Origin of the sequence: Microcystis sp. M144S2, from assembly GCF_020246065.1 — a bacterium.
Classification (GTDB): Bacteria; Cyanobacteriota; Cyanobacteriia; order Cyanobacteriales; family Microcystaceae; genus Microcystis; species Microcystis ichthyoblabe_A.
Genome location: NZ_JADBTR010000068.1, coordinates 1 through 22,146 on the forward strand (window position 1 = coordinate 1; position 22,146 = coordinate 22,146).

At 41.2% G+C, this 22,146-nt stretch carries 21 protein-coding genes and 1 pseudogene; 13 read left to right on the forward strand and 9 right to left on the reverse strand.

From position 1 onward, the window contains the following. Positions 1 to 158, forward strand: a pseudogene (locus tag IM462_RS09150) (Uma2 family endonuclease); the annotation flags it as partial. Between the two features lie 3 nt (positions 159 to 161). Here the strand turns inward: IM462_RS09150 and recN are convergent. The 3 genes from recN to IM462_RS09165 all read right to left on the reverse strand — a co-directional run bounded on the left by recN (position 162) and on the right by IM462_RS09165 (position 3,924). Further along, on the reverse strand, positions 162 to 1,889 hold the full coding sequence (recN, locus tag IM462_RS09155) for a DNA repair protein RecN (protein ID WP_287701075.1): 1,728 nt from the start codon (positions 1,887 to 1,889) through the stop codon (positions 162 to 164). A 208-nt stretch (positions 1,890 to 2,097) separates the two neighbouring features. Further along, positions 2,098 to 2,778 (reverse strand): two-component system response regulator RppA, encoded by a 681-nt coding sequence (gene rppA, locus IM462_RS09160; protein ID WP_194016254.1) that lies wholly within the window; start codon positions 2,776 to 2,778, stop codon positions 2,098 to 2,100. Between the two features lie 87 nt (positions 2,779 to 2,865). Continuing rightward, the gene (locus IM462_RS09165; protein ID WP_287701077.1) at positions 2,866 to 3,924 is read right to left on the reverse strand and encodes a DUF2157 domain-containing protein; all 1,059 of its coding nucleotides are present in this window, start codon (positions 3,922 to 3,924) and stop codon (positions 2,866 to 2,868) included. 178 nt (positions 3,925 to 4,102) lie between these two features. Here IM462_RS09165 and IM462_RS09170 point away from each other — a divergent pair, with 178 nt between their 5' ends. Beyond that, positions 4,103 to 4,573 carry a DUF29 domain-containing protein gene (locus IM462_RS09170; protein ID WP_287701079.1) on the forward strand — a complete coding sequence of 157 codons (471 nt, stop codon included), beginning with the start codon at positions 4,103 to 4,105 and terminating at the stop codon, positions 4,571 to 4,573. Positions 4,574 to 5,351: 778 nt separating this feature from the next. Here IM462_RS09170 and IM462_RS09175 read toward each other — a convergent pair. Next, on the reverse strand, positions 5,352 to 5,897 hold the full coding sequence (locus IM462_RS09175; protein ID WP_287701081.1) for a PEP-CTERM sorting domain-containing protein: 546 nt from the start codon (positions 5,895 to 5,897) through the stop codon (positions 5,352 to 5,354). Positions 5,898 to 6,300: 403 nt separating this feature from the next. Between IM462_RS09175 and IM462_RS09180 the strand changes: the two genes are divergently transcribed. Further along, positions 6,301 to 6,741 carry a Fur family transcriptional regulator gene (locus IM462_RS09180; RefSeq protein ID WP_004268517.1) on the forward strand — a complete coding sequence of 147 codons (441 nt, stop codon included), beginning with the start codon at positions 6,301 to 6,303 and terminating at the stop codon, positions 6,739 to 6,741. A gap of 58 nt (positions 6,742 to 6,799) precedes the next feature. Beyond that, a complete protein-coding gene (locus IM462_RS09185) occupies positions 6,800 to 8,446 on the forward strand; it encodes a DUF3685 domain-containing protein (RefSeq protein WP_287701083.1) in 1,647 nt (548 codons plus the stop codon). Between the two features lie 163 nt (positions 8,447 to 8,609). Here IM462_RS09185 and IM462_RS09190 read toward each other — a convergent pair whose 3' ends face one another. Then, positions 8,610 to 9,179 (reverse strand): TIGR04376 family protein, encoded by a 570-nt coding sequence (locus IM462_RS09190; RefSeq protein ID WP_287701085.1) that lies wholly within the window; start codon positions 9,177 to 9,179, stop codon positions 8,610 to 8,612. 344 nt (positions 9,180 to 9,523) lie between these two features. Between IM462_RS09190 and IM462_RS09195 the strand changes: the two genes are divergently transcribed. The 4 genes from IM462_RS09195 to IM462_RS09210 all read left to right on the forward strand — a co-directional run bounded on the left by IM462_RS09195 (position 9,524) and on the right by IM462_RS09210 (position 13,444). Next, positions 9,524 to 10,438, forward strand: coding sequence for an alpha/beta fold hydrolase (locus IM462_RS09195; RefSeq protein WP_287701086.1), 915 nt, complete (start codon positions 9,524 to 9,526; stop codon positions 10,436 to 10,438). Positions 10,439 to 10,472: 34 nt separating this feature from the next. Next, a complete protein-coding gene (gene ispG / locus IM462_RS09200; protein WP_287701088.1) occupies positions 10,473 to 11,693 on the forward strand; it encodes a (E)-4-hydroxy-3-methylbut-2-enyl-diphosphate synthase in 1,221 nt (406 codons plus the stop codon). A 345-nt stretch (positions 11,694 to 12,038) separates the two neighbouring features. After that, positions 12,039 to 13,085 carry a histidinol-phosphate transaminase gene (hisC, locus tag IM462_RS09205; RefSeq protein WP_287701089.1) on the forward strand — a complete coding sequence of 349 codons (1,047 nt, stop codon included), beginning with the start codon at positions 12,039 to 12,041 and terminating at the stop codon, positions 13,083 to 13,085. A 101-nt stretch (positions 13,086 to 13,186) separates the two neighbouring features. Then, entirely contained in the window at positions 13,187 to 13,444 is a 258-nt protein-coding gene (locus IM462_RS09210) for a winged helix-turn-helix domain-containing protein (protein ID WP_287701091.1), read from the forward strand. Positions 13,445 to 13,495: 51 nt separating this feature from the next. Here the strand turns inward: IM462_RS09210 and truB are convergent, their stop codons facing one another. From truB to IM462_RS09225, 3 genes are all read right to left on the reverse strand, one after another. Continuing rightward, positions 13,496 to 14,377 carry a tRNA pseudouridine(55) synthase TruB gene (gene truB, locus IM462_RS09215; RefSeq protein ID WP_287701093.1) on the reverse strand — a complete coding sequence of 294 codons (882 nt, stop codon included), beginning with the start codon at positions 14,375 to 14,377 and terminating at the stop codon, positions 13,496 to 13,498. Between the two features lie 113 nt (positions 14,378 to 14,490). Continuing rightward, positions 14,491 to 15,537 carry a tRNA (adenosine(37)-N6)-threonylcarbamoyltransferase complex transferase subunit TsaD gene (gene tsaD / locus IM462_RS09220; RefSeq protein ID WP_287701095.1) on the reverse strand — a complete coding sequence of 349 codons (1,047 nt, stop codon included), beginning with the start codon at positions 15,535 to 15,537 and terminating at the stop codon, positions 14,491 to 14,493. Between the two features lie 127 nt (positions 15,538 to 15,664). Continuing rightward, entirely contained in the window at positions 15,665 to 17,236 is a 1,572-nt protein-coding gene (locus IM462_RS09225) for a hydantoinase B/oxoprolinase family protein (protein ID WP_287701097.1), read from the reverse strand. Between the two features lie 324 nt (positions 17,237 to 17,560). Here IM462_RS09225 and IM462_RS09230 point away from each other — a divergent pair, with 324 nt between their 5' ends. Further along, positions 17,561 to 17,743 carry a hypothetical protein gene (locus tag IM462_RS09230; protein WP_002763844.1) on the forward strand — a complete coding sequence of 61 codons (183 nt, stop codon included), beginning with the start codon at positions 17,561 to 17,563 and terminating at the stop codon, positions 17,741 to 17,743. Here IM462_RS09230 and IM462_RS09235 read toward each other — a convergent pair whose 3' ends face one another. Further along, a complete protein-coding gene (locus tag IM462_RS09235) occupies positions 17,744 to 18,202 on the reverse strand; it encodes a response regulator (RefSeq protein ID WP_353737349.1) in 459 nt (152 codons plus the stop codon). A 209-nt stretch (positions 18,203 to 18,411) separates the two neighbouring features. Between IM462_RS09235 and IM462_RS09240 the strand changes: the two genes are divergently transcribed. The 4 genes from IM462_RS09240 to IM462_RS09255 are packed head-to-tail and all read left to right on the forward strand — an operon-like array spanning position 18,412 to position 22,000. After that, positions 18,412 to 20,238, forward strand: a complete 1,827-nt coding sequence (locus IM462_RS09240) for an ATP-binding protein (RefSeq protein WP_287701101.1) — start codon at positions 18,412 to 18,414, stop codon at positions 20,236 to 20,238. Positions 20,239 to 20,274: 36 nt separating this feature from the next. Continuing rightward, positions 20,275 to 21,237 (forward strand): response regulator, encoded by a 963-nt coding sequence (locus IM462_RS09245; RefSeq protein ID WP_287701103.1) that lies wholly within the window; start codon positions 20,275 to 20,277, stop codon positions 21,235 to 21,237. 12 nt (positions 21,238 to 21,249) lie between these two features. After that, positions 21,250 to 21,696, forward strand: coding sequence for a pepsin/retropepsin-like aspartic protease family protein (locus IM462_RS09250; protein ID WP_287701105.1), 447 nt, complete (start codon positions 21,250 to 21,252; stop codon positions 21,694 to 21,696). Next, a complete protein-coding gene (locus IM462_RS09255; RefSeq protein WP_287701106.1) occupies positions 21,668 to 22,000 on the forward strand; it encodes a hypothetical protein in 333 nt (110 codons plus the stop codon). The genes IM462_RS09250 and IM462_RS09255 overlap by 29 nt, the downstream gene beginning before the upstream one ends. Positions 22,001 to 22,146 lie beyond the last annotated feature (146 nt).

Here is a 22,146-nt window from a genome sequence, read left to right on the forward strand (position 1 = left end):
TCGCTTTTGAAATAATCGATCGAGGTAGCAAAAGAATTGATATATCAAAGGTTTTACCTAATTTAAAACTTGCGGTTTTAGAGTCAGCTTTACAACAGGCACGCACCAGAGATCAAAGTCAGGTGGGACGTTGGTTAATCAGTCAATTTCAAGGTTAAATCTTACTGTTTTTTGGCAGCCGCTTTCTCCAATAAAGACTCGGCAAAAGCGATGGCATCTGCTGCCGAATTTCCTCCCGTTAATTGTGCCAATTCTTCCCTTCTCGTCTGACGATTATCGAGAGAAGTAACCCGGACAACCGTGCGAATTTCCGAGAGATTAGTAGGATTATCTTCGGCAATCATTTGTTTATAAACTCGAAAATGGTGATCAGCTAAAGCAGCCACTAAGGGTTGATGGGTAACGCATAAAACCTGATATTGTTGACCTAATTGATCTAATTTATCGGCAATTGCCTGGGCAACTTTTCCCGATACTCCCGCATCGATTTCGTCAAAAATTAGGGTGGCTGCTGCCGATTGGGATTGGGAAAAACAGGACTTTAACGCTAGGAGAAAACGACTCATTTCTCCTCCGGAAGCGGTACTGGATAAAGGTTGGATTTTTTCCCCCGGATTGGGACTAAAATAAAATCCCACTTGATCGACTCCCAGACTGCTAGGATTACCCGGGGCAATCCGACAGACAAAAATCACCTTTTCCATGGCTAAAGGTTTTAATTCCTGTACCAATTGTTTTTCTAGTTGACTAGCGGTTTGTTGTCGCAAAAAGGTCAACTGAGTGCTAGTTTCTCGATAGATGTTTTCCTGTTGCTGACAAATTTTTTCTAATTCCTCAATCGATTGTCCTTCTCCCGTCAACTCCGCTAATTCCTGCTGTAATTTCTGATAATAATCGAGTGCTTCGGCTAAACTTGGGCCATACTTGCGACAAATGCGCTTAAGTTGGACGATTCTCTCTTCTATCTCGTTCAATCTCTCCGGATCTGCCTCTAGACTATCCCCATAAACGTTGATTTCCTGTCCCGCTTCCACCACCTGATTTAATGCCGATCGCACCATCTCTAAAATTGGCTCTAAACTTGTATCATAAACCATCATATTTGTCAAGATATTTTCAGCTTTTCCTAACAAATCGGCGACGGCGGGTTGATCGCGATCGTTTTGGTAGAGTAGTTGATAGACTTGATAACTGGAATTTTGCAAATCGACACCGTGGGAGAGTCGGTTTCTTTCCTGTTCCAACTGTTCCAACTCGTCAGCAGCGGTTAAATTGGCTGATTCTAGTTCTTTTAGTTGATATTCTAGTAAATCTAATCTTTGTAGGCGATTTTGTTCCGATTGCAACCTATTGTTTAAACTATTCTTGCTTTCTTGCCAGTTAACGTAGGCTGTGGCTACTTTTTCCCGCTGCCGCAGCAGCGATTCACCCCCGTAGAGATCTAATAATTCCCTCTGTCGATTAGCGTCCATTAACTGAACTGTTTGACCTTGGGCGGTGATTTCTACCAAAAAATCTCTTATTTGCGCCATTTGTTGGCGATTAGCGACGACTCCGTTAATGCGAGAACGAGAACGCAAGGAATTATTAGTAATCACTAATTCCCGGCTGATGGTCAGACTATTATCTTCTAATGGGTCAATTTCCTGACTTTCTAGCCAAGCAATTAATTCTGGAGTCAGAGAAAAAGTCGCTTCTAGGGTTGATTGTTGGCTTCCCTGACGGATGACGCGATGATTGACTTTACCACCGAGAACAATATCGATCGCATCTAATATAATTGATTTTCCTGCCCCCGTCTCACCGGTTAGTACATTTAATCCGTTCCCGAAAGTTAATTCTAAGCGATCGATGAGGGTAAAATTTTGAATTTGTAGGCAGGATAACATATATCAGTAATCAGTAATCAGTAATCAGTTGCTAAGTAGGTAGGCGTTAAAAATTATCAGACACCCCCCTTATTAAGGGGGGATTAAGGGGGGATCCCCCCGCCTATCGGCACCCCCCTTATTAAGGGGGGCAGGGGGGATCGAACCTAAAATCCATTTTTAATTTAATTATAACCAGTTACTTATTCTCATTATCTTTCAGCATTCCCTAATTTTCCCCGAAACGGTAGCCCTTCCCATAGACAGTATTAATTAGAGGTGTTTCCCCAGCCGCTTCGATTTTACGACGCAGCAAACGCATCAGGGCAGGAACCACATTACTATTAGGTTGCTCCCCTTCTGACCAGAGATGCTGATAAATTTGTTCATGGGTGAGAAGTTGCCCCGGATGGGTCATAAATAAAGTTAATAATTGTATTTCTTTTGCTGATAAACTGATCGTGCGACCGTGACGATAGGCCACTTGATTTTCGCTATCGAGTTCTAAATCAGCACATTTTAATTTACTGCTATTACTAGCTTCAAAATTGGGAGAACGACGCAATAAAGCGCGGACTCTCGCTAATAATTCTCGCAGTTGAAAGGGTTTGACTAAATAATCATCAGCGCCGGCATCTAATCCCGCCACTCGATCATCTATGGTATCCTTAGCGGTTAGAAACAAAACGGGAGTGGTGTCCCCTTGATTGCGTAAATATTGACAGATTTGTAATCCGGATTGCTGGGGTAACATCCAATCGAGAATTAAGAGGTCATAATTATTCTCTTGTGCCAATTCTAACCCCGTCCGACCATTATCAGCAATATCAACTTCATAGCCTTCTTGAGCAAGAATTTGTTCTAAGGGTTCGGTTAATTCTTTTTCATCATCAACGATAAGTATTTTCATAAAAGTAAAAAAGATGGTGTCGGGTGTTGGGGTGTTGGGGTTTTTTAGTTGAATCTCCCCATTTCCCCATATCCCCATTTCTCCTAATTATCGATCTTTGGGTAATAAATTGCGCCATTCGAGAGGGATATAACTTTCAATAAATCTAGCTAGGGTTGGGTAATGACGCTGATATAAAACTCCCATATAGATAATACCAAGTCCTAGGGCGGTTAGGGCAAAGGGAAAGAAAATTGAATCGGCAAAGAGACGATAGGAGAGATAGGAAAGATAAGCAAATACTCCGACACCTCCGAAAACCACAAATAATCTTCTTTTTAGCAGGACGGATAATAACATCAATCCCAAGTTAATTAGACAGTACAAAAATCGTTGCGCTTCATTATCATCAATGAGGAGAGATAGACTAAACCAAAACATAATTAATCCGAATAGGTATAGCCAAAAAGCAAAATCTCCCCGACTGCGACGCTGACGTACATCAATTAAATAGGCCGTTATTAAACAGGCAATTCCCAACCAAAAGGATACCCACAGTCGTCCTCTCCATGTATATTCGTTCTCCCCAAATAGTAAAGGAGTTAAGTCCATTGACATATACCACAGACTAAAGGTGATCGGTGCAGTTAAAAAAGGAAATTTAACAAATCGCAAAGTTATTAATCCTGCGATAATCGTGCCTAATTCCATTAAAAACCAACTGCCTTTAGTCCAGGTATAGAAATCTGGATAAATGGCCATATTTCCTGCTTGCCAGTATCCTGTCCAGCGTTGTAAACCATAGATTGCTAAGGGAGTCATTGCCACTGCCATGGTAAATAAAAGGCCGCCGGGGATTTTGAGATTTTGCTGAAAATAGAGATTTTTACCGGTGAAAATAAAACAAATTGCATAAAACAGGGCGATAAAAAATAGTCCCGCACCGCCGAAACTCTCCCAAGCTTTGTTCATAAACCACCCCAGGGCGGAGATGACAATTAACGCCCCAAAATAGTAGGCCACATTAGCGAAATTAAAGCGAGGGCGATTAACTTCATCTTCTTGGGGATAACGGGATAAAAAAGCCGTCCATAAATTTTCAGCTTGGCTGGCAGTAATTAGGTTTTGTTGTACTGCCCAATCAAAATCTTCTCTTTCTAGTCTCATAATATTCTCTAGTCCTTAAGCTAAGATGTATTTTAACCGCTTATCCTAAGGATAAGGGAATAGGGCATAGGCGCAGATGTTAAATCCTGTAGTAAAACTTAACATTTACCGATTGCAACATCCGAAATCTGCAAAATAGAGTATAACTCAATCTAGATTAACTATTATCGAAGACATTATGATAACTAAATCAGAACTCTATGAACAAGATTTTCAATTATGGCTGATAACAACAATAGGTCAGTTAGAACAAGGAGATTTTCAGGCATTAGATGTATCTCATTTGGTTGAGGAGTTAAAAGAATTGGGTAAATCAGATAAAAATGCCTTGGAAGGAAATTTAATGATTTTGCTGGCTCATTTACTGAAATTAAAAGTACAATCCTCCGCCCCTGAAAGCATGAAATCTAGCTGGTATAGCTCCATTGTCGAACACAGGGAACGAGTTGTCGCCTTACTAGAAAACACCCCTTCTTTGAAATCTCATCTAGCAATCGCCATCGATAAAACCTATCCTAAAGGTCGCAAAATTGCCATCAAGGAAAGTAAATTGGCTGACTTTGGAATTGCGATTCCTCCAGAGGAAGTATATCCCTTAGACTGCCCTTTTTCCTTAGAACAGATTCTTGACGAAGATTTCTATGGCTGATAAGTAGGTAGGTGTTAAAAGTTATCAGACACCCCCCTTATTAAGGAGGATCCCCCCGCCTATCGGCACCCCCCTTATCAAGGGGGGCAGGTGGGATCGGCACCCCCCTTATCAAGGGGGGCAGGGGGGATCAGAGGCAAAATCTATCTTCAATTTAATTATGACTACTTACTTAACTCATAAGTAGTCGTGCAAAATTAATTTCTTGGTTAGGATAGGCAAGAGGCAACGGTAAAGAGATTGGGGGAGATTGAGCTAATTTAAGGGTAGGTGTTTAAAATGCGTCTTGGCATAGCTTACAAGCTTTTTTGCTCAACCCTAGTTAATCAGTCCTCAAAAAATAAGTAAAAATTATAAATTTAAGGTAAATAATTAAAATATTTAAATATTTGGGGCGATTAGTCAAGTGTAACAAGCAAGTTACAAGATTTTGATTTTCCCAGAATTTGCCAAAATTTAGCTGTAAATCGGGGTTGCCTACATTTATTAATCTGGTATGATCGTGGTATGCTGTGGGCTTAGTTTAACCTTTAAGCTTTAAATCAAGGGAAAACCAAGACAATCAGGGGACTATATCGATTCTCTTGCCCAAAAAAAGCCGCCAGTGATGAAATTTTTTTATGTTGCAATTTTTGAAGTTTTGTAAAGGCTATTGACTTAAAGCCAGAATTGTGCAACTCTCCCCGCTCCAAACTCCGGCACTCGCAGACAGTCAACAGCTAATCAAGTTGGGAACTAGGAGGAGAGGTCAACTCCTAGTCCCCTATTTTTTGGAATATCAATTCCGCTTAAGGTACTTCAGTCCAGCGCCTAAGCCTCCCAACACCAGCAAACTCAGCACAGTTGAGGGTTCGGGAATCGGAGCCGAAAAGTTAGAAATCGTCACACTACCCCGTCCAAAAAAGTTGTCAAAAGTGTCAATACGGAAACCGAAACTGTCGCCAGCTAGGACGTTAAACGTCGCTGTCCCGTTTTGGACAACACCTCCCCCATCGTCAGTTACTTGGATGAAGCTGCCGTTGAGCAGATATCCGAAGGGATCGAAGAAAGGCTCATCAGCAGTAGAGTAGTTCCAATCAAACGTCACCGTCCCAGCCGCAGCCGCAGTGGTGGTGTAGTCTGTGGTTCCAGGCACGCCAGAACCATCGTCCCCCCCAGTCAGGCTAATGGACGCGGGAGCGCCGCCGGTATTAACCGACCCGTCGGCATTACTATTGGTAAATGTCCAATTAATGGGATCGTAAGCGTCTTGGAAACCGAACACTGTTGCGGCACTAGCACCAGAAGCAGCGGCTAGAGTGAGGCTAACAGTAGTGACAGTCATTGCGGTCTATGACCGCAATGACTCGAATAATTTTGGCGATTTGGTGGCCATGGCCTTAAAAATAAATTAATGTACCCCTTAAAGTTAAGGTTGATCAAAATATTTTTCAAGAGGATTTTTTATGGAAATATTCAATCCTATCTATATAGATAAGTAAATGGTTGGTTCTCTTATTCTTTGTGTGATCGGTGTAACTTATATAGTAGCGATCGATCTTTGTGTCCTTTGTGCCTCTGTGGTTCTTTCCACTCATTCGCCCGCAAATCTACTCAAATCTGGCGCTGCTGATTTTTTATCTCAGTTTGAAGAGGGGCTAAAAACTGGGGCAATGTGGACATCGATCGAAAGACTAAGCTAAACTGGTAATGACTATGTATTAGGGCGGAGGTCAACGGATACAACTATGGACAATTTGGAGGTAAAACAAAAACCGATCCGGTGTTTAGAAGATGCGATCGAAAGGTGTCAAACTTTAGGAATGCGGGTTAGTCGTCAGCGTCGCTATATTTTAGAATTGCTGTGGCAAGCGCAGGAACACCTATCAGCGCGAGAAATTTATGATCGTCTCAATCTGCAAGGAAAAAACATCGGTCATACCTCAGTGTACCAAAACCTAGAGGCTCTATCGGGTCAAGGCATTATCGAATCTGTGGAACGCTGGGACGGCAGACTCTACGGCAACATCAGCGATTCCCACAGTCACGTCAATTGTCTGGACAGTCAAGAAATCATCGATGTGCATATCCAACTTCCCCCGGAATTAATTAAACAGATCGAGGCATCGACGGGGGTAAAAATTACCGATTATCGCATCGATTTCTATGGCTATAAACAAAACAAATGAGCCAGATCACTGTATAATTGACCCTGTGAATAGTATCCGTTGACAGGCTGCAACTCTTGTGATCGATCGCCCTCTCACCCTAATTATCATCGATAATGACCCGATTTTCCGCTTGGGTCTGGTGCAGGCCTTGTCGCAGATAGAAAATATTAGTATCGTCACCGAAGGGGATTTAGAAACAATTTTCGCTTTGACTCTGAATCCCTCCCCCGAAATTATTATTATCGATCCTCTCTTTGATTGGTCTTACTGTGAAATTCTCCACTCTCGCTATCCCGAAAGTAAAATTGTTTTATTAACCTTTCCTCTCGACTCCCGACAGCAACTAATCGCCAGAGAATTAGGCATCGCTGGTTATATTCCCAAAGGCACAAACCTAGAGCAATTTATCACTATTTTAGGGCAAATTTCCCGAGATGAATCCCCGGATGTTGCCCCTTCTGCTCTCACCATTGCTACTCGTTCAAGTTTAGCCCCTAGCCATTGGTTAATCAGTGCTGGCAAAACGGGATTAAATCGCATCGAAAGTGAATTACATTTAATTGATCTCCATCTCAATCAACAGTCTTTATCCGGCTTTGATCGCTTTTATTGGCAGGGAAGAAAACGAGAACTTTTAGCAGCCCTATGGCTAGTGAGAAAACTAATTCCCCTGGAAGGGAGCTATTACAATTCAGCTTCAGTCACACCCCCGGTAATAATTAACAATATCGATCGGGAATTACCAATTTTAAGCCGCGAGCGTCCCCTGTGTGTTTCGGCGGTTTTTGAGTCCACTTTAGCGGTCATTCGATCGCCTTTAATTAATAGAACAAAGATTAGTTTTGAAATTGATGTTTTACTGGATAATCGGCAGCGGGAATTATTGTATTTAGTTCTCGATGAAATTCGTAAAAATGTCGATGAAATCAGATATTTACAGATTAGCATCGGGGAATTAACCAGTCGCTTAAATCTGATTATTTACGATATCTGGGAGAAAGTTACGCGTAAATTTTTAGAAATTAATGCCTCGGTTTATGACGAAATTAGTAAAGGCAGACTTAACGAAATTATTCTGGAAGAAAGAGAGGCAATTCAAACAGAAATCCTCAATAAAATTCCTTTTGCTCTTGACTTATTTTCCTATTTAGTGTACGAAAATAGTTTAACTATTGACGGAGTAGAATACCGGGCTAATGCTCCTGAAACCATCGCCAGAGCCGAAATTCTCCTGCAAAATCTCATTCATAATATTGCCAATGCAGTGACAGTAATTATTCTCAATAACTTCTCGGAATCGGAAAGAATCAAACAAAAACTTTACCAGTCAGAATTTCTCATCGCCAGAAAATTAGCTAAAATTCGCAATGAATTATCTTGGAAATACCGACGGCAACAATACTGGCAAGAACCTAAAGATATCTTTGAAAGTCAATATCAATTATTTCACTATAGCGAGGGAGAAATCCAATCTCTAGCCATTTATTCCCCTCGACAGGAAGAATTAAATAGTTTAACAGGCATACCCTGGTTAGTTTCGATCGCCTTAGAATTAAGAGACTCTTTATCTCCTCGTTTACGCGCTTTTTTTCGGGTGGTGGGTAAGGGAGTAGTCTATATTCTTATCCAAGTTATCGGTCGCGGTATTGGTTTAGTAGTTCGCGGGGTTTTACAGGGAGTCGGTAACACTTGGCAGGAAGTCAAAGGTAAAAAGGGATCATGAATTAAGTAGTCGTGCAAAATTAATTTCCTAGTCGAGACAGGAGACGGGATACAGCTATTAGGGATCGGATTTTAGTTTTCAGTTCACTGTTTACTCACAGCAGAAGTCTGACGGAGTAGTGGCTTAGATGTGTAATTAATTGTGCTTAGATACTTAACAGTAATTATCGTCCCATTTCTCGCTTTAATTTTTTCAATTCTTCTTCCATTTCCCATTCTTTAAATTTTAGATCGAGATTATCGTAGTTCGAGCGCTGATAGTCCGATTCTTGGGGTTGATCCCAAAAAGTGGTTTCCCAGTCACGCGACTGATTTTTAGGGGCTTTTTCGGCTTTAATTTGCACTTCTTGACGACGTTGTTGGATCTGTTGCAGTAACTCTTGGGATTGACTCAGACGTTTTTTCACCCCTTCCATCCGTCCCCAAAGTTGATTACCCTCACGGAAGAGGGCCGCCTCGCGTTCACTAGCAGCCTTAACCAAGTCCTGCCGTCCAGCAGCCTTAGCCTTATCAATTCTAGCGTGCCAAGTTTGGATATCTTGGGCAGTGGCCAAAATTTGCTGTTCGAGACGTTGACGCTCATTTTCTAGGGCGCTAATCAGTTTAGCAGTATCGCGCTCCTGTTCGCGCAGTTGTTCCACCAGCGCCTGTAATTCTAATTGGGGATGACTTCTGAGAAATTCTTCCAGTTGGGTTTCAAGAAAGCGACTGACATCATCAAATAGATTGCCCATCTGTGCAGTATCCTAAATTTGCCATTAAAGTTTAGGAGCGATTTTAATCCCCCTCTTTTTAGCATAGGCTAGATCAACCCTAGATTTAAATATATTTGGGAAAAGTAGTACAAAAATGTTATTCGGCTGCCGGTTAGGGACGGGGAAACCAGTATAATAAAACTAAGTAGCTGGTTATAATTAAATTAAAAATGGATTTTAGGTTCGATCCCCCCTTCCCCCCTTGATAAGGGGGGTGCCGATCCCCCCTTAGTCCCCCCTTAATAAGGGGGGCATCTGATAATTTTTAACTCCTACCTACTTAGAGTGATATTTCCTGAAAACCTCTTAATTGTTTGACTTAAGTGACAACTTCACCAGCTTGGACAGAACGCATCGGTTATCAACGGGATTGGGTGTGGCGCGGTTGGCAAATTCGTTATAGTTTTATGCCGGCAAAAAACCCCCAAGATGCCGATAATCCCCCTTTAATTTTACTGCACGGATTTGGAGCGGCGATCGAACATTGGCGCCATAATATTCCTATTCTCAGCCAAAATCATCGAGTTTACGCGGTAGATTTATTAGGTTTCGGTGGTTCGCGCAAAGTGCAGGTTCCCTATACCGTTAATCTCTGGGTGGAACAAATACATGATTTCTGGCAAACTTTTATCAATAGACCGGTGGTATTAGTGGGAAATTCGATCGGTTCTTTAGTTAGTATGGCCCTAGGGGGTAAATATCCGGAAATGGTAGCCGGATTAGTTATGATCAGTTTACCCGATGTCAGCCGTCGGCGGGAAATGATTGCCGATTGGTTATTAAATATCGTCACTCCCATCGAAAACTTTTTCACTTCTCCTTGGCTATTAAAACCGATATTTTACTATCTGCGTCGTCCGCAAGTCTTGAAAAAATGGACAGGAATCGCCTACGAAGACAAGAAAGCAGTTAGCGACGAATTAGTACAAATTATCGCCGCCCCAACCCTAGATGAGGGGGCAGCGGAGGCCTTTATTTCCCTGGCACAAGCTGTCAATCATCCCGAATATTGTCCACCGGCAAAGTTAATTTTACCACGCTTAGAAATCCCGATTTTATTATGTTGGGGCAAGCAAGATCGGATGGTTCCCGTCCAGTTAGCCCAGGGTTTTGTCTCCCTTAATCCTAGGATTAAATATGTAGAATTTGACCGGGCAGGTCATTGTTTACAGGATGAATGTCCGGATCGTTTTAACCCAATTTTATTAGAGTGGCTAGAATCTGTTGCTGTTCTTTGAGAGAATAGGGAGAGTGATTGTTGGTGATAGTCCTATGCAAACCTTGGAATCGACGCTCAACCCCCCTGCAACTGCCTCCGAATTCGACACCACGATTCACCGACGCAAAACCCGTCCCGTCCGGGTAGGTAGCGTTACCATCGGTGGTGGTCATCCCGTGGTCGTGCAGTCGATGATTAACGAGGATACCCTTGATATAGATGGTTCCGTGGCCGGTATCCGTCGCCTCCATGAAGTCGGTTGTGAAATTGTTCGCGTCACCGTGCCGAGTCTGGTTCACGCCACCGCTTTAGCTAAAATTAGGGAAAAACTGCTCGCCACCTATCAACCCGTGCCGTTAGTAGCCGATGTACATCACAACGGCATGAAAATCGCCCTAGAAGTGGCCAAGCACGTCGATAAAGTGCGGATTAACCCCGGTTTGTACGTTTTCGAGAAACCGAAAGCCGACCGCAGCGAGTATAGTCAAGCAGAATTTGATGAAATTGGCGAAAAAATCGCCGAAACCCTGAAACCTTTAGTAGTTTCCCTGCGAGATCAAGGTAAAGCGATGCGAATCGGCGTTAACCATGGTTCTCTGGCCGAAAGAATGCTCTTTACCTACGGTGACACCCCCGAAGGAATGGTACAGTCGGCTTTAGAATTTATCCGCATCTGCGAATCCCTCGATTTTCGCAATCTGGTGGTTTCCCTGAAAGCTTCCCGCGTGCCGGTGATGGTGGCCGCCTATCGTCTCATGGTTAAGCGCATGGACGACTTAGGGATGGATTATCCCCTACATTTGGGTGTTACTGAAGCAGGAGATGGGGAATACGGACGAATTAAATCCACTGCCGGGATTGCCACTCTCTTAGCGGACGGTATTGGTGATACGATTCGCGTTTCCCTGACGGAAGTTCCCGAAAAGGAAATTCCCGTCTGTTACAGCATTCTCCAGGCCCTGGGACTGCGGAAAACCATGGTCGAATACGTTGCCTGTCCTTCCTGTGGTCGCACTCTTTTTAATTTAGAAGATGTCCTGCAGCAAGTGCGGGGAGCGACTCAACACCTGACTGGACTCGATATCGCCGTTATGGGTTGTATTGTCAATGGACCGGGAGAAATGGCCGACGCAGACTATGGTTATGTGGGGAAACAGGCTGGTTATATCTCCCTTTATCGCGGTCGCGAGGAAATTAAACGGGTCCCCGAAAGTGAAGGTGTCAACGAGTTGATTAATTTAATTAAAGCCGATGGCCGTTGGGTAGAACCTTAATTAGGGTTTGCTGAAAAGTTTTTCCTGGTGGCAGGGTGTGGGCTTCGGCCGTGAGCTCAGCCGAACGGGTGTGGGGTGTGGGGTGTGGGGTTTTACCCATTTTCAGGGAGTCAATTACCTAATTTTTAGGGAAAAAGTCCCTGAATTTTCCCCCCAATCACTCCAATCGCTGGCACTTTTTGATTTCAAAAAAGCCTAAAGATATTATCCAACAAGGTTTTTAGATTTATTCAGCCAACCCTAATTAGTTTTACCATTGGGGGTTGACATCTATTCAACCCCCGATCATCGGCGAGGATTTGTTACAATAGAAAGCTTGCTAGAAATTGCCGCCCCAGAGAGTCCATGCTACCTACACGCGATTGTGTTCGTCAAACCCCCGCTTACACTCCGGGAGAACAGCCCCAAAGCGCGGGATTTACCAAACTTAACACCAATGAGAATCCCTATCCCCCACCGGCGGAAATTTTTGCCCACCTGCCAGAGCAATTAGAGAAAGTCCGACTCTATCCCGATCCTATCTCCAAAGAGTTACGGCAAACGGCGGCGGAATTATACGGCATAACAGCCGATCAGATAATCGCGGGTAATGGCTCCGATGATATCCTTAATATCGCCCTGCGAACTTTTGTTAACCCTGGCGAAAGTGTCGCTTTTTTAGATTTAACCTATTCCCTTTACGAGACAATTGCCCGGGTACACGGGGCAAATATTATCGAATTTCCCACTAATGATAAATTTGCATTGGAAGGACCGATTATTTGTCCGGAAGCGAAATTAATTTTTCTGGCTTCTCCTAATCCTCCCCTCGGTAAACATCTTGATCGCGACTATTTAGAAGCAACCTGTGCTAATGCGTCGGGAGTGGTATTAATTGATGAAGCTTATGTGGATTTTAGTGATGACAATCATCTCGATTTTCTCTCCCGTTACGATAATGTCATCATTAGTCGCACTATGTCGAAAAGTTATAGTTTAGCGGGGTTAAGAGTCGGTTTCGGTTTTGCTTCCAGGGCAATTATCGAACAGATGGATAAGGTGCGTGATTCCTATAATTTAGATCGCATCGCTCAAACTTTAGCCACAGCAGCTTTAAAACACCATAATTATTTTGAGCAAGTTTGGCAAAAAGTCCGTCAAACCCGCGGCCGTTTAATTACTTCTTTGCGCGAGTTGGGATTTATTGTTTTTGACTCGGAAGCTAATTTTATCCTCGCTTCTCCCCCCCAGATTAGTGCCAGTGAGTTATATAATCAACTCAAAGAGCGTCAGATATTAGTGCGATATTTTAAACATCCTCGCATTCAGAATTATGTGCGGATTTCTATCGGCACTGATGAGGAAATCGATCGTCTTTTATCTGCTATTCAAGAGATTATGGGAACAAATTAATCTCTATTTCCGTCAAGGTTTTATTAGCATTTTAAACCCTAATAACTTCTCGAAAAAAAGGCTAGATCTATCGGAACAAAGCAGCGACAAACAAGGGTCTAATGGCCTGTCGTTTCTCCCGATTACTAGCCTTGGCTATCAAGATTATTAGTCCGACAAAAGGACTAAATACTAGCGCACAAATTTTTGAACTTATGCAATTTTATCCCCAAGGAATCACAGTTCAAGAATTGAGTGAGCGCTTAAATCGTCCCGTTTCTATGCTCAATCTTTGTCTAAAATCTTTGGTCGCTTCTAAAAAAATCGTGGCCAAAAAAAATCATAATCAGTGGGTTTATACTGTTGATAAAAAAGCTTAGTTTGTCCAGATAAGCATACTTAAGATATAGAAAAAGTGTTTATTATTAACCCTATTGCTGAATAACTATTTTAGGCTGTAGGTAGTATTCATCTTCTCTGACAACTATCTCAGCAATGCCGATAAATTGAGCTTCTAAAGACTCCACGGCAACCAGAGAACCAATCATAACATTTGTATCGGTGAGATTAATTTTTCTGCCGTGAAACCAATCGATAACTCTTTCTGATGTCAAAGAAATCCAGTCTAGATGTGCCAAGGCAATGCGAGGCGAAATTAAAGCCTCGGAATTAGCCATTAAAGCTTCGAGATTAATACTATCAGCTAATTGAAAACCACAGCTTTCCGTGCGAGTTAAACCGGCTAAAGTGCCACCGACAGCTAACACCTTCCCCAAATCTCTGGCCAGGGAACGGATATAAGTCCCCGATCCACAGTGAATATCTAGCTCTATTTGTGGAAATTCGCCCTCTAACCAGCCTAAAACCGTAATTTGGTCAATTTTGACCTGACGAGGCTCCACTGCGATTATTTCCCCTTTGCGTGCCAATTCGTAGAGACGGCGACCATCCTTTTGAATAGCACTATACATCGGCGGAATCTGGGCAATATTGCCAATAAATTCCGCTAAATGGGGTTTAACTGCCTCTAAAGTTAAATCGGGCCAGGGACAAGTGGCGATCGCTTTTCCCGTAATATCATCGGTATCGGTGCTGAGTCCTAACTGGATTTTTGCCCGATAAGCCTTATTTTCGGGTAAATAGGGCAGTAATCGGGTGGCAGACCCGACGGCGATCGGTAAAACTCCCGTGGCCATAGGATCTAAAGTTCCGCCATGGCCGACTCGTTTAGTCTTAAGAATTTTTCGGACTTTGGCCACACAATCATGAGAAGTCCAATCGGGGGGTTTATTGAGATTTAAAAAGCCAAACATTATAAATTATGAATTATGAATTATGAATTATGAAGTGGGGTGGTGGGGTGATGGGGTGATGGGGAGAATAGATAAAAGCAATCTCCTCAATTCTGAATACTGACGGCTGATATCTAAAAATCTGACGTATTATATAATTGCATAACTTCGCTTAAAGGTAAACGGGAACGAACACCGAGAGAAAGGTCAGAAAAATGACCCAGATCATAATGATCAACAGCAGCGCGAGCAATCATAGCGGCGTTATCTGTACAGAGTTTAAGTGGCGGAAAATAGACGGTTAAATCATGATTTTTGGCGGCAGTTTCCAGATGATTTCTTAAGGCACTATTAGCAGCTACTCCTCCCCCGATCGCGATAGTTTTTAAGCCATAATCTAAGGCACAATTGATTGTCCGACGGGTTAAACTTCTGGCTACCGTATCTTGAAAACTAGCGGCTATATCAGCTACGGGTAAATTATCTGGCTCGAATTTCTCTACTAAGCGCAAAACGGCAGTTTTTAAACCGCTAAAACTGGAATCGTAGGCATGAAAACCGCCGGTTGGTAAAGATATTTTACCTTCAGGTAAGGGAAAAGCTTGGGGATTACCATCTTTAGCAATGCGATCAATTATCGGACCACCAGGATAACTTAAGTTTAATAATCGTGCCACTTTATCAAAAGCTTCTCCAGCTGCATCATCTCTAGTGGTTCCTAATTGTTGATATTTACCGCAGGCCTGCACATGGATTAAACTGGTATGACCCCCAGAGACTAAAAGAGATAAAAAAGGTGGTTTAAGATCGGGTTCAGCGAGATAGGAAGCATAGATATGACCTTCGAGATGATGAATGCCGATAAAGGGTTTATCGTGGACAATAGCGAGGGTTTTGGCTGCCGTCATTCCCACCATTAAAGCACCTACTAAACCGGGGGCAACTGTGGCGGCTATTCCATCAATTTCTGACCAAGTTAAACCCGTTTCTTGCCAAGCTTTTTCTAGACAAAAATTAATGGTTTCTAGGTGTTGTCGGGAGGCCATTTCCGGCACAACACCGCCATAGAGACGATGGAGATCAATTTGAGAGGAAACCACACTACTCAACACCTGGTTATTGTTAACAATAGCCACAGCCGTTTCATCGCAACTGGTTTCGATCGCTAAGATAATTGTCATGATTTAATCAGTAAATCGTCAGACACCCCCCTTATTAAGGGGGGATTAAGGGGGGATCTATCTCTAATTTAATTATAACCACTTACTTAATTTTGCTTAGGTACTTAATTAAAATTAAAGTTATCGTTCAACAATTTCCATAGCCACCACCGCCGGGGGTTTCAATAATAAAAATATCACCGGGGTTCATTTCTACAGTCGCAGTACCGGGCAATTCTTCAATAGTTCCATCGTTTCTTTCCACGGCATTACGTCCTATTTTACCTGCTTTTCCTCCCGCTAGTCCAAAGGGGGGAATCTGGCGATTACCCGATAAAATATTAGCAGTCATGGACTCTTGAAATTTAATTCTTCTAATCACACCATCACCTCCAGAATATTGTCCCTTACCGCCACTATCGTGGCGAATGCTAAAACTTTCCACTAACACAGGATAGCGCATTTCTAATACTTCTGGATCGGTGAGACGGGAATTAGTCATCTGGGTTTGTACGGCAGCAGTTCCCGCAAAATTTGCTCCCGCACCAGAACCGCCACAAATAGTCTCATAATATTGATATTCTTGATTGCCAAAAGTGAAATTATTCATCGTTCCTTGACTGGCTGCCTGAATGCCTAAAGCACCGTATAAAGCATTAACTATGGCCTGGGAAGTTTCCACATTTCCAGCTACTACGGCCGCTGGATAAACGGGATTAAGAAAACAGCCAGATGGGATAATTAAATGGAGGGGTTTGAAACAGCCAGCATTTAAAGGAATTGCCTCCTCCACAAGGGTACGAAAAACGTATAAAACCGCCGCTCTTGTCACTGCTAGGGGTGCATTAAAATTATTATTTAACTGGTCAGATGTGCCAGTAAAATCGATGGTTGCTTGACAATTATCAATATCTATGGTGATCTTGACCTTGATGACAGCACCGTTATCCAGATAATAAGTAAATTCACCATCTTTTAAGACAGATATAGCTTTTCTAACCGCTAATTCCGCATTATCTTGAACGAACTGTTGATAGGCTTTAACCATAGCTAATCCGTAGCGCTCAACCATATTATGTAATTCTCTTTCCCCCTTGGCATTAGCGGCTATTTGTGCCTGAAAATCGGCAATATTTTGGGCGATATTGCGTGCAGGAAAAGGACTATTAGTTAAGTGATTAATTAATTCTTGTTCCCGAAACTGTCCCGCTGCTACCAGCAAAAAATTATCGAATAAAATTCCTTCTTCGCTAATATGGACAGAATGGGGAGGCATAGAACCGGGGGTAATTCCACCGATATCAGCTTGATGTCCCCGGGAGGCAAGATAAAATAATATTTCCTGATTTTGGCGGTCAAAAATAGGACTAATTACTGTGACATCTGGCAGGTGAGTACCGCCATTATAAGGATTATTAGCCAGATAAACATTCCCTGGACGAATCGTCTCACCTTTATCCTGAATTAAGCTTTTGACACTATCGGCCATAGAACCTAAATGGACGGGAATATGAGGAGCATTGGCGATTAAATTTCCTACCTCATCAAAGATAGCACAGGAGAAGTCTAGACGTTCTTTAATATTGACACTTGCTGCCGTATTTTGGAGAGTAATCCCCATTTCTTCGGCAATAAATTGATAGAGATTTTTAAAGATTTCTAGATAAATAGGATCGGCAACGGTAGTTATTTCTGTGCAATGAGAATCTAGAGGAGACATAGGAAAATCAGTTATCAGTTATCAGTTATCAGTTATCAGTTAGCTGTCTCTTGTCTTTTTTATCCTCCTCTGTCGGAGTGGCTCTCTTATTCTTTGTGTGATCAGTTTAACTTGCATAGGAGCGATCTTTGTGTCCTTTGTGTCTCTGTGGTTCATTCCACTTGCTCGCCAGACTATATCTTAGAACACATTTTACCCACCAAACCCAAGAGAGCCTGGGAACCTCCTGTCTCCTCACCCAAGAGAAGATTTTTGATTTTTGGAGCAGATCCACTGATACGGGCTGACTGAGATATAATCGCAGTCAGTACCAGAGGGTGAATTATGGATAAAACCAGCTTGATCGATAAAGTGCAACAAATGGCTAATAAACGCGATTATTTACTGCAATTGCGCGATAAACCCGACATTGGCGGCCTGAGATTAGATGTTAATCAAGCTCTTGAGGAGTTGGATGAATTACTCGATGAGTTTCAAGCAACTTTTCCTGAAGAAAAACTTAGTTAACTATCCGACTCGACGGGATTGATGTTTGTCCGATTGTGCTAATTTTCCCAAGTCATCGATCGCTTTGATCAGAGCTTGGGAAGATATATCTTTAGAGCAGTATAGGTCAAAAGCTATACTTTGATTATTTTTTTCCATTGGAAGCTTTGGCAAGGAACTATAGGCGATAATGCGAATATAAGGGTCGAATTGTTTGATTTGAATAGCGGCGCTGTGTCCATCTAAGACAGGCATCTGTATATCTAAAATAATTACATCTGGTTGACAACTTTTCGCCAAGTTGATCGCCTGTTGACCATTAACCGCAATTCCCACCACCTGACAATCCTGCTGCTGGGAAATTAAAATCTTGAGTCCTAAACAGGTTAACTCTTGATCGTCAGCAATTAAGACTTTAATTAGGTCTCTTGGCTTCATGATAATTATTTTGCATTCCCTAGAGGTCTCACCTTTTATCATTGTAGAGGCTGTTTGTCTTTTTGCCTTCACTTCACGACACTTCCCATCACCCCATCACCCCAATTCAGGTTCTTCGGTTTATGTGATGCAATGGACGAAGTTATAATGTATGAAACCCTACCGTAAACTTTTGTAAAGTTACCGCTGACAATCCGAAATCCGGAATTTAAAATTGTGGCCATTTACAGAGTAGTAGTGAGGCGCTGGTTATGGAGAGAGAACAGATACTAATACAGCTTCGCAGTCTCAATCAAGTCAGCAAGACTCTCATCCGCTGTAAGAGTCAGGAAGAAGCCATACAGGTAGCACTGCAAGAAGTGCGCGAGAAATTAAACGTGCAAGTGGCATCGATTTTTCTTTTTTCTAAGGATGGTGTCCTCAAACGCTTTGGTATTGATGGCGTTGATAGAGAGGGTAATCCTCTCCCTGCGTCATGGCTGGCTGACGAAACTTACAAACCTGACGAAAGTTTTTCTGGAAAGGCAGTACCTCCTACTGGCTTAGATTTATTGGATTCAACTTATGGAGAACCACAATATTCTAATAATATTATGAGAGATTTTCCAGATATGAAGTATGGCAAAGAATATCAGGATACTTTAGGATATTTAAGGTGCGGTATTTCAGTTCCTCTCAATGGCTTGAATAGAACTTTTGGTACATTAGAAGTGTTAAATAAAAGTGACAGCAATGGATTCCAAAATGAAGATTTATCCTGGTTAATGCTAATTAGCACCACTGTTTCTAAGATCATATCAGATTTTGGTAGAAGGAAAAATCTAGAAGAATATAATAAAATCACTCAAGAAATTATATCTTTAGGAGCGGAGCATAAATTCAATCAAAATGAATTTACAAAAATACTAGAATCAATTGCCGACGATCTGGTTTCAGACCTGACTCCTTATAAGGTTTGTATCTTGCGTATCAAGAATAAAAACAATGAATTAGAAATCGTCAAAATATCTACAACAAATGACATTTGTGGAGAACGCGACAATAAGCCAGTAAAAGTGGGAGATGGCATTGTAGGACAAGTATTTAAAACCAACACTGCCGAGTATATCAATGATATTGAAAACTACAAAAAACCATATTTTAATAAAACATGGATAGAAAAAAATAGCTTAAAATCTCATGCGTGTGTACCACTTTCAATTGAAGATAATGTTGTTGGCAATATCTCTGTTTATACTGGCTACAAGCATGAATTTTCTGATAGCGATAAATCATTTTTGAGGACCATATCATTTTTGACGGCTGCGATTATATACATAGTTCAGTACAAAGAAGAGTTATCTAAAGAAAGAATAGAATTAGAAAATGAAAAGCGTGAATTCCACAATAAGGTTTATGCTCAAGGATTTGACACTAATTTAAAGAGCTTCCTTCACGAATATAAGAATGAATTAATTGACATCTCTTATAACCTACAAAAACTGTTGAGTGATAGTGGCAAAAGTAATAGAGAAAAAGAGCGAATTGTTAGTGAGCAAATAGAATGGATAGACAGGCGTATAGAAGGTATAAGATCTGAATTTGAATCAGAATCTAGCGTTCCTACCGCTATCGATATCAATGACTTAGTAAGAAAGGCTGCCAAGTTTTTTGATTTGGCTTCCAGAGACATTGAAGTTGTAATTATACCAGACAAAACCATACCAATCATTGAGGTTGACGAAACGAAATTTAAGCAAATCATCCATAACTTAATTGCCAATGCGATAGAAGCTATTGAAAAAGCCAAGCCCAAAAAAGCAAAGATTTTCATCAAAACTTTCATTGTGACATCTGATGGTATAGAATATATACAGATTAGCATTGAAGACAATGGATCAGGCATACCCAATGAAATCAAAGATGAAGTTTTCAAAAAAGGATTTTCGACTCGCAAATCTGAAGGAGGTACAGGCATGGGGCTGTATGTCGTCAGTGAAATCCTGCGCGAACATGGTGGTAAAATATACTACGACTCCACCGTTGGCAAGGGAACCACATTTTTTGTAAATATTCCGCTCAAATGGTATCAAAGTTGATCCATAATGTAAAAACACAACAAAAGGAGAATTAAAATGTCAGCAGCAATATTTGATAATCGATCTATGTGCAAGGCAGTCTTGAAAAAAGAAGTTGTAGTAATGGAGGATAGCCCAGCAGCAGAGGAGGCTATCAAAGAGGTTATAGAAGGGAAATTAGGCTGGACAGTCAAAATGGCAAGAAACAGTGATGAAGTTGCTGCGTATGCCAGAAATAAAGAAGCGGGAATTTATATTCTTGATAATAAAATTGGGAACAATCCCGCTGAAGGTTTAGATGCTTTAACAAAACTCAAAGCAATAGATGAAAACATTCGTGTAGTAATGTGGTCAGCATATCCTAAGTATGAAAGACAAGCGCGTAAAATAGACAAAAACTTGGTAGCTTATAAAGAGAAAGGAACTAAATTAAAAGAAGGTGCCTGTAGGATTGCTGCTGATTTTATCAAATCCCTACGGCAACTCATTGATGAAATACAGAATAAAATTAAGAATAGTGATGATGAGTATCGAAATATATTTATTGAACTGCTTGAAAAAGAAAAGTTAGAATTAGAAAGAGATCGACAAAAACTTATATCTATTGAACTGCCTGAAAAAGAAAAGTTAGAATTAGAAAGAGATCGACAAAAACTTGAACTTGAACAACTATCGGCAAAAAATACAAGTGCTACATTATCTATACCTAATGATAAAAAATTACTTTCAGATATGGATAGCAATTTTGAAGCATACGAAAAATGTCAATCAGATAGGGATTGGTTGGCAAAATATGAAAGCAAGTATGTTGCTTTTGTAGGTGGCGAGCAAGTTTTTCCAGAAATTATAGATGAACAAGAACTGCTGAAATTCATAAGGGAGAAGTATCCCGAAAAATCACAACTAAAATTATTTACAAAAGTTCAAAAAGTTGTTAAAAAGACAAGTATCCTGACAGACGAAGCAGATGTCGTGATTGACTTACCAAGTTCTTTAGATATATTCTACAAATTTGAATAAAGGATAAAGACTATGTACAAATACGGTAATCTCCAATCACCAAGTGCTCTATATCCACTATGTCCAGAAGCTAAGATTGTAGTTTCTCATCCCTCAGACGAATCTATTATTCGTCTTCCCATTCCAGCTATTATTGACACTGGTGCAGTAATGACTGTTGTTCCTGGAAAAATTATTCAAGAGTTAGCAAGGATAAGTCCTCTATATCCTTTTGGAAAAAAGTCATTCAGAATGGCTAATGATCAGTCTGGTGAACTGCTAACATATCTAATATACCTTAGAGTAATTGATACTACAAACCAGATAGATTTTCAGGGTGAGATTGAAGTCGTATCAATTCCCAGTAAAGAATATGCTGCCATTGGTAGAGACATTTTAAATCAGAATAAAGTCGTGTTTAATGCACCAAGACAAAAATGGGGGTTTAATTGTGATGAAGAAGATTGTGCGCTTTCTTAACTATACTTTTCTCGGTAAGATTGAAACTAATTCTTATGAAACTATTCCTCTTGAAGAATTGGGTGAAGCTCCTCAAAACCCATCTAAGCGTCCATCTTCTAAAGATCTAGCAACCACTAAGCTAATTTTAACAACTAATTGGATTTTAGCGACAATCTTAGTTTTTTTTGGTTTAACTATGTTTATTTATGCTGTTTTTTATAGAAGTGAAAAAGTGCCTGACTATATCAATAATGTTTTCTACATGGTTTTAGGATGGTTTGGCAATGCTTATACATCTTTCCTAAGAATCGATCAGAAATAAGCAACGGAGTTGACTTATGAGTAAAGAAGACTAATCTGAGTGGTGCTATACGATTGTAGAAAAGAAAACCTACTACGTTAGAAACTCGCCCTCCCAGTTAGCAAATTGTCCCCTTGACTGAGACAATCAGCCATAAGCAGCTAGTT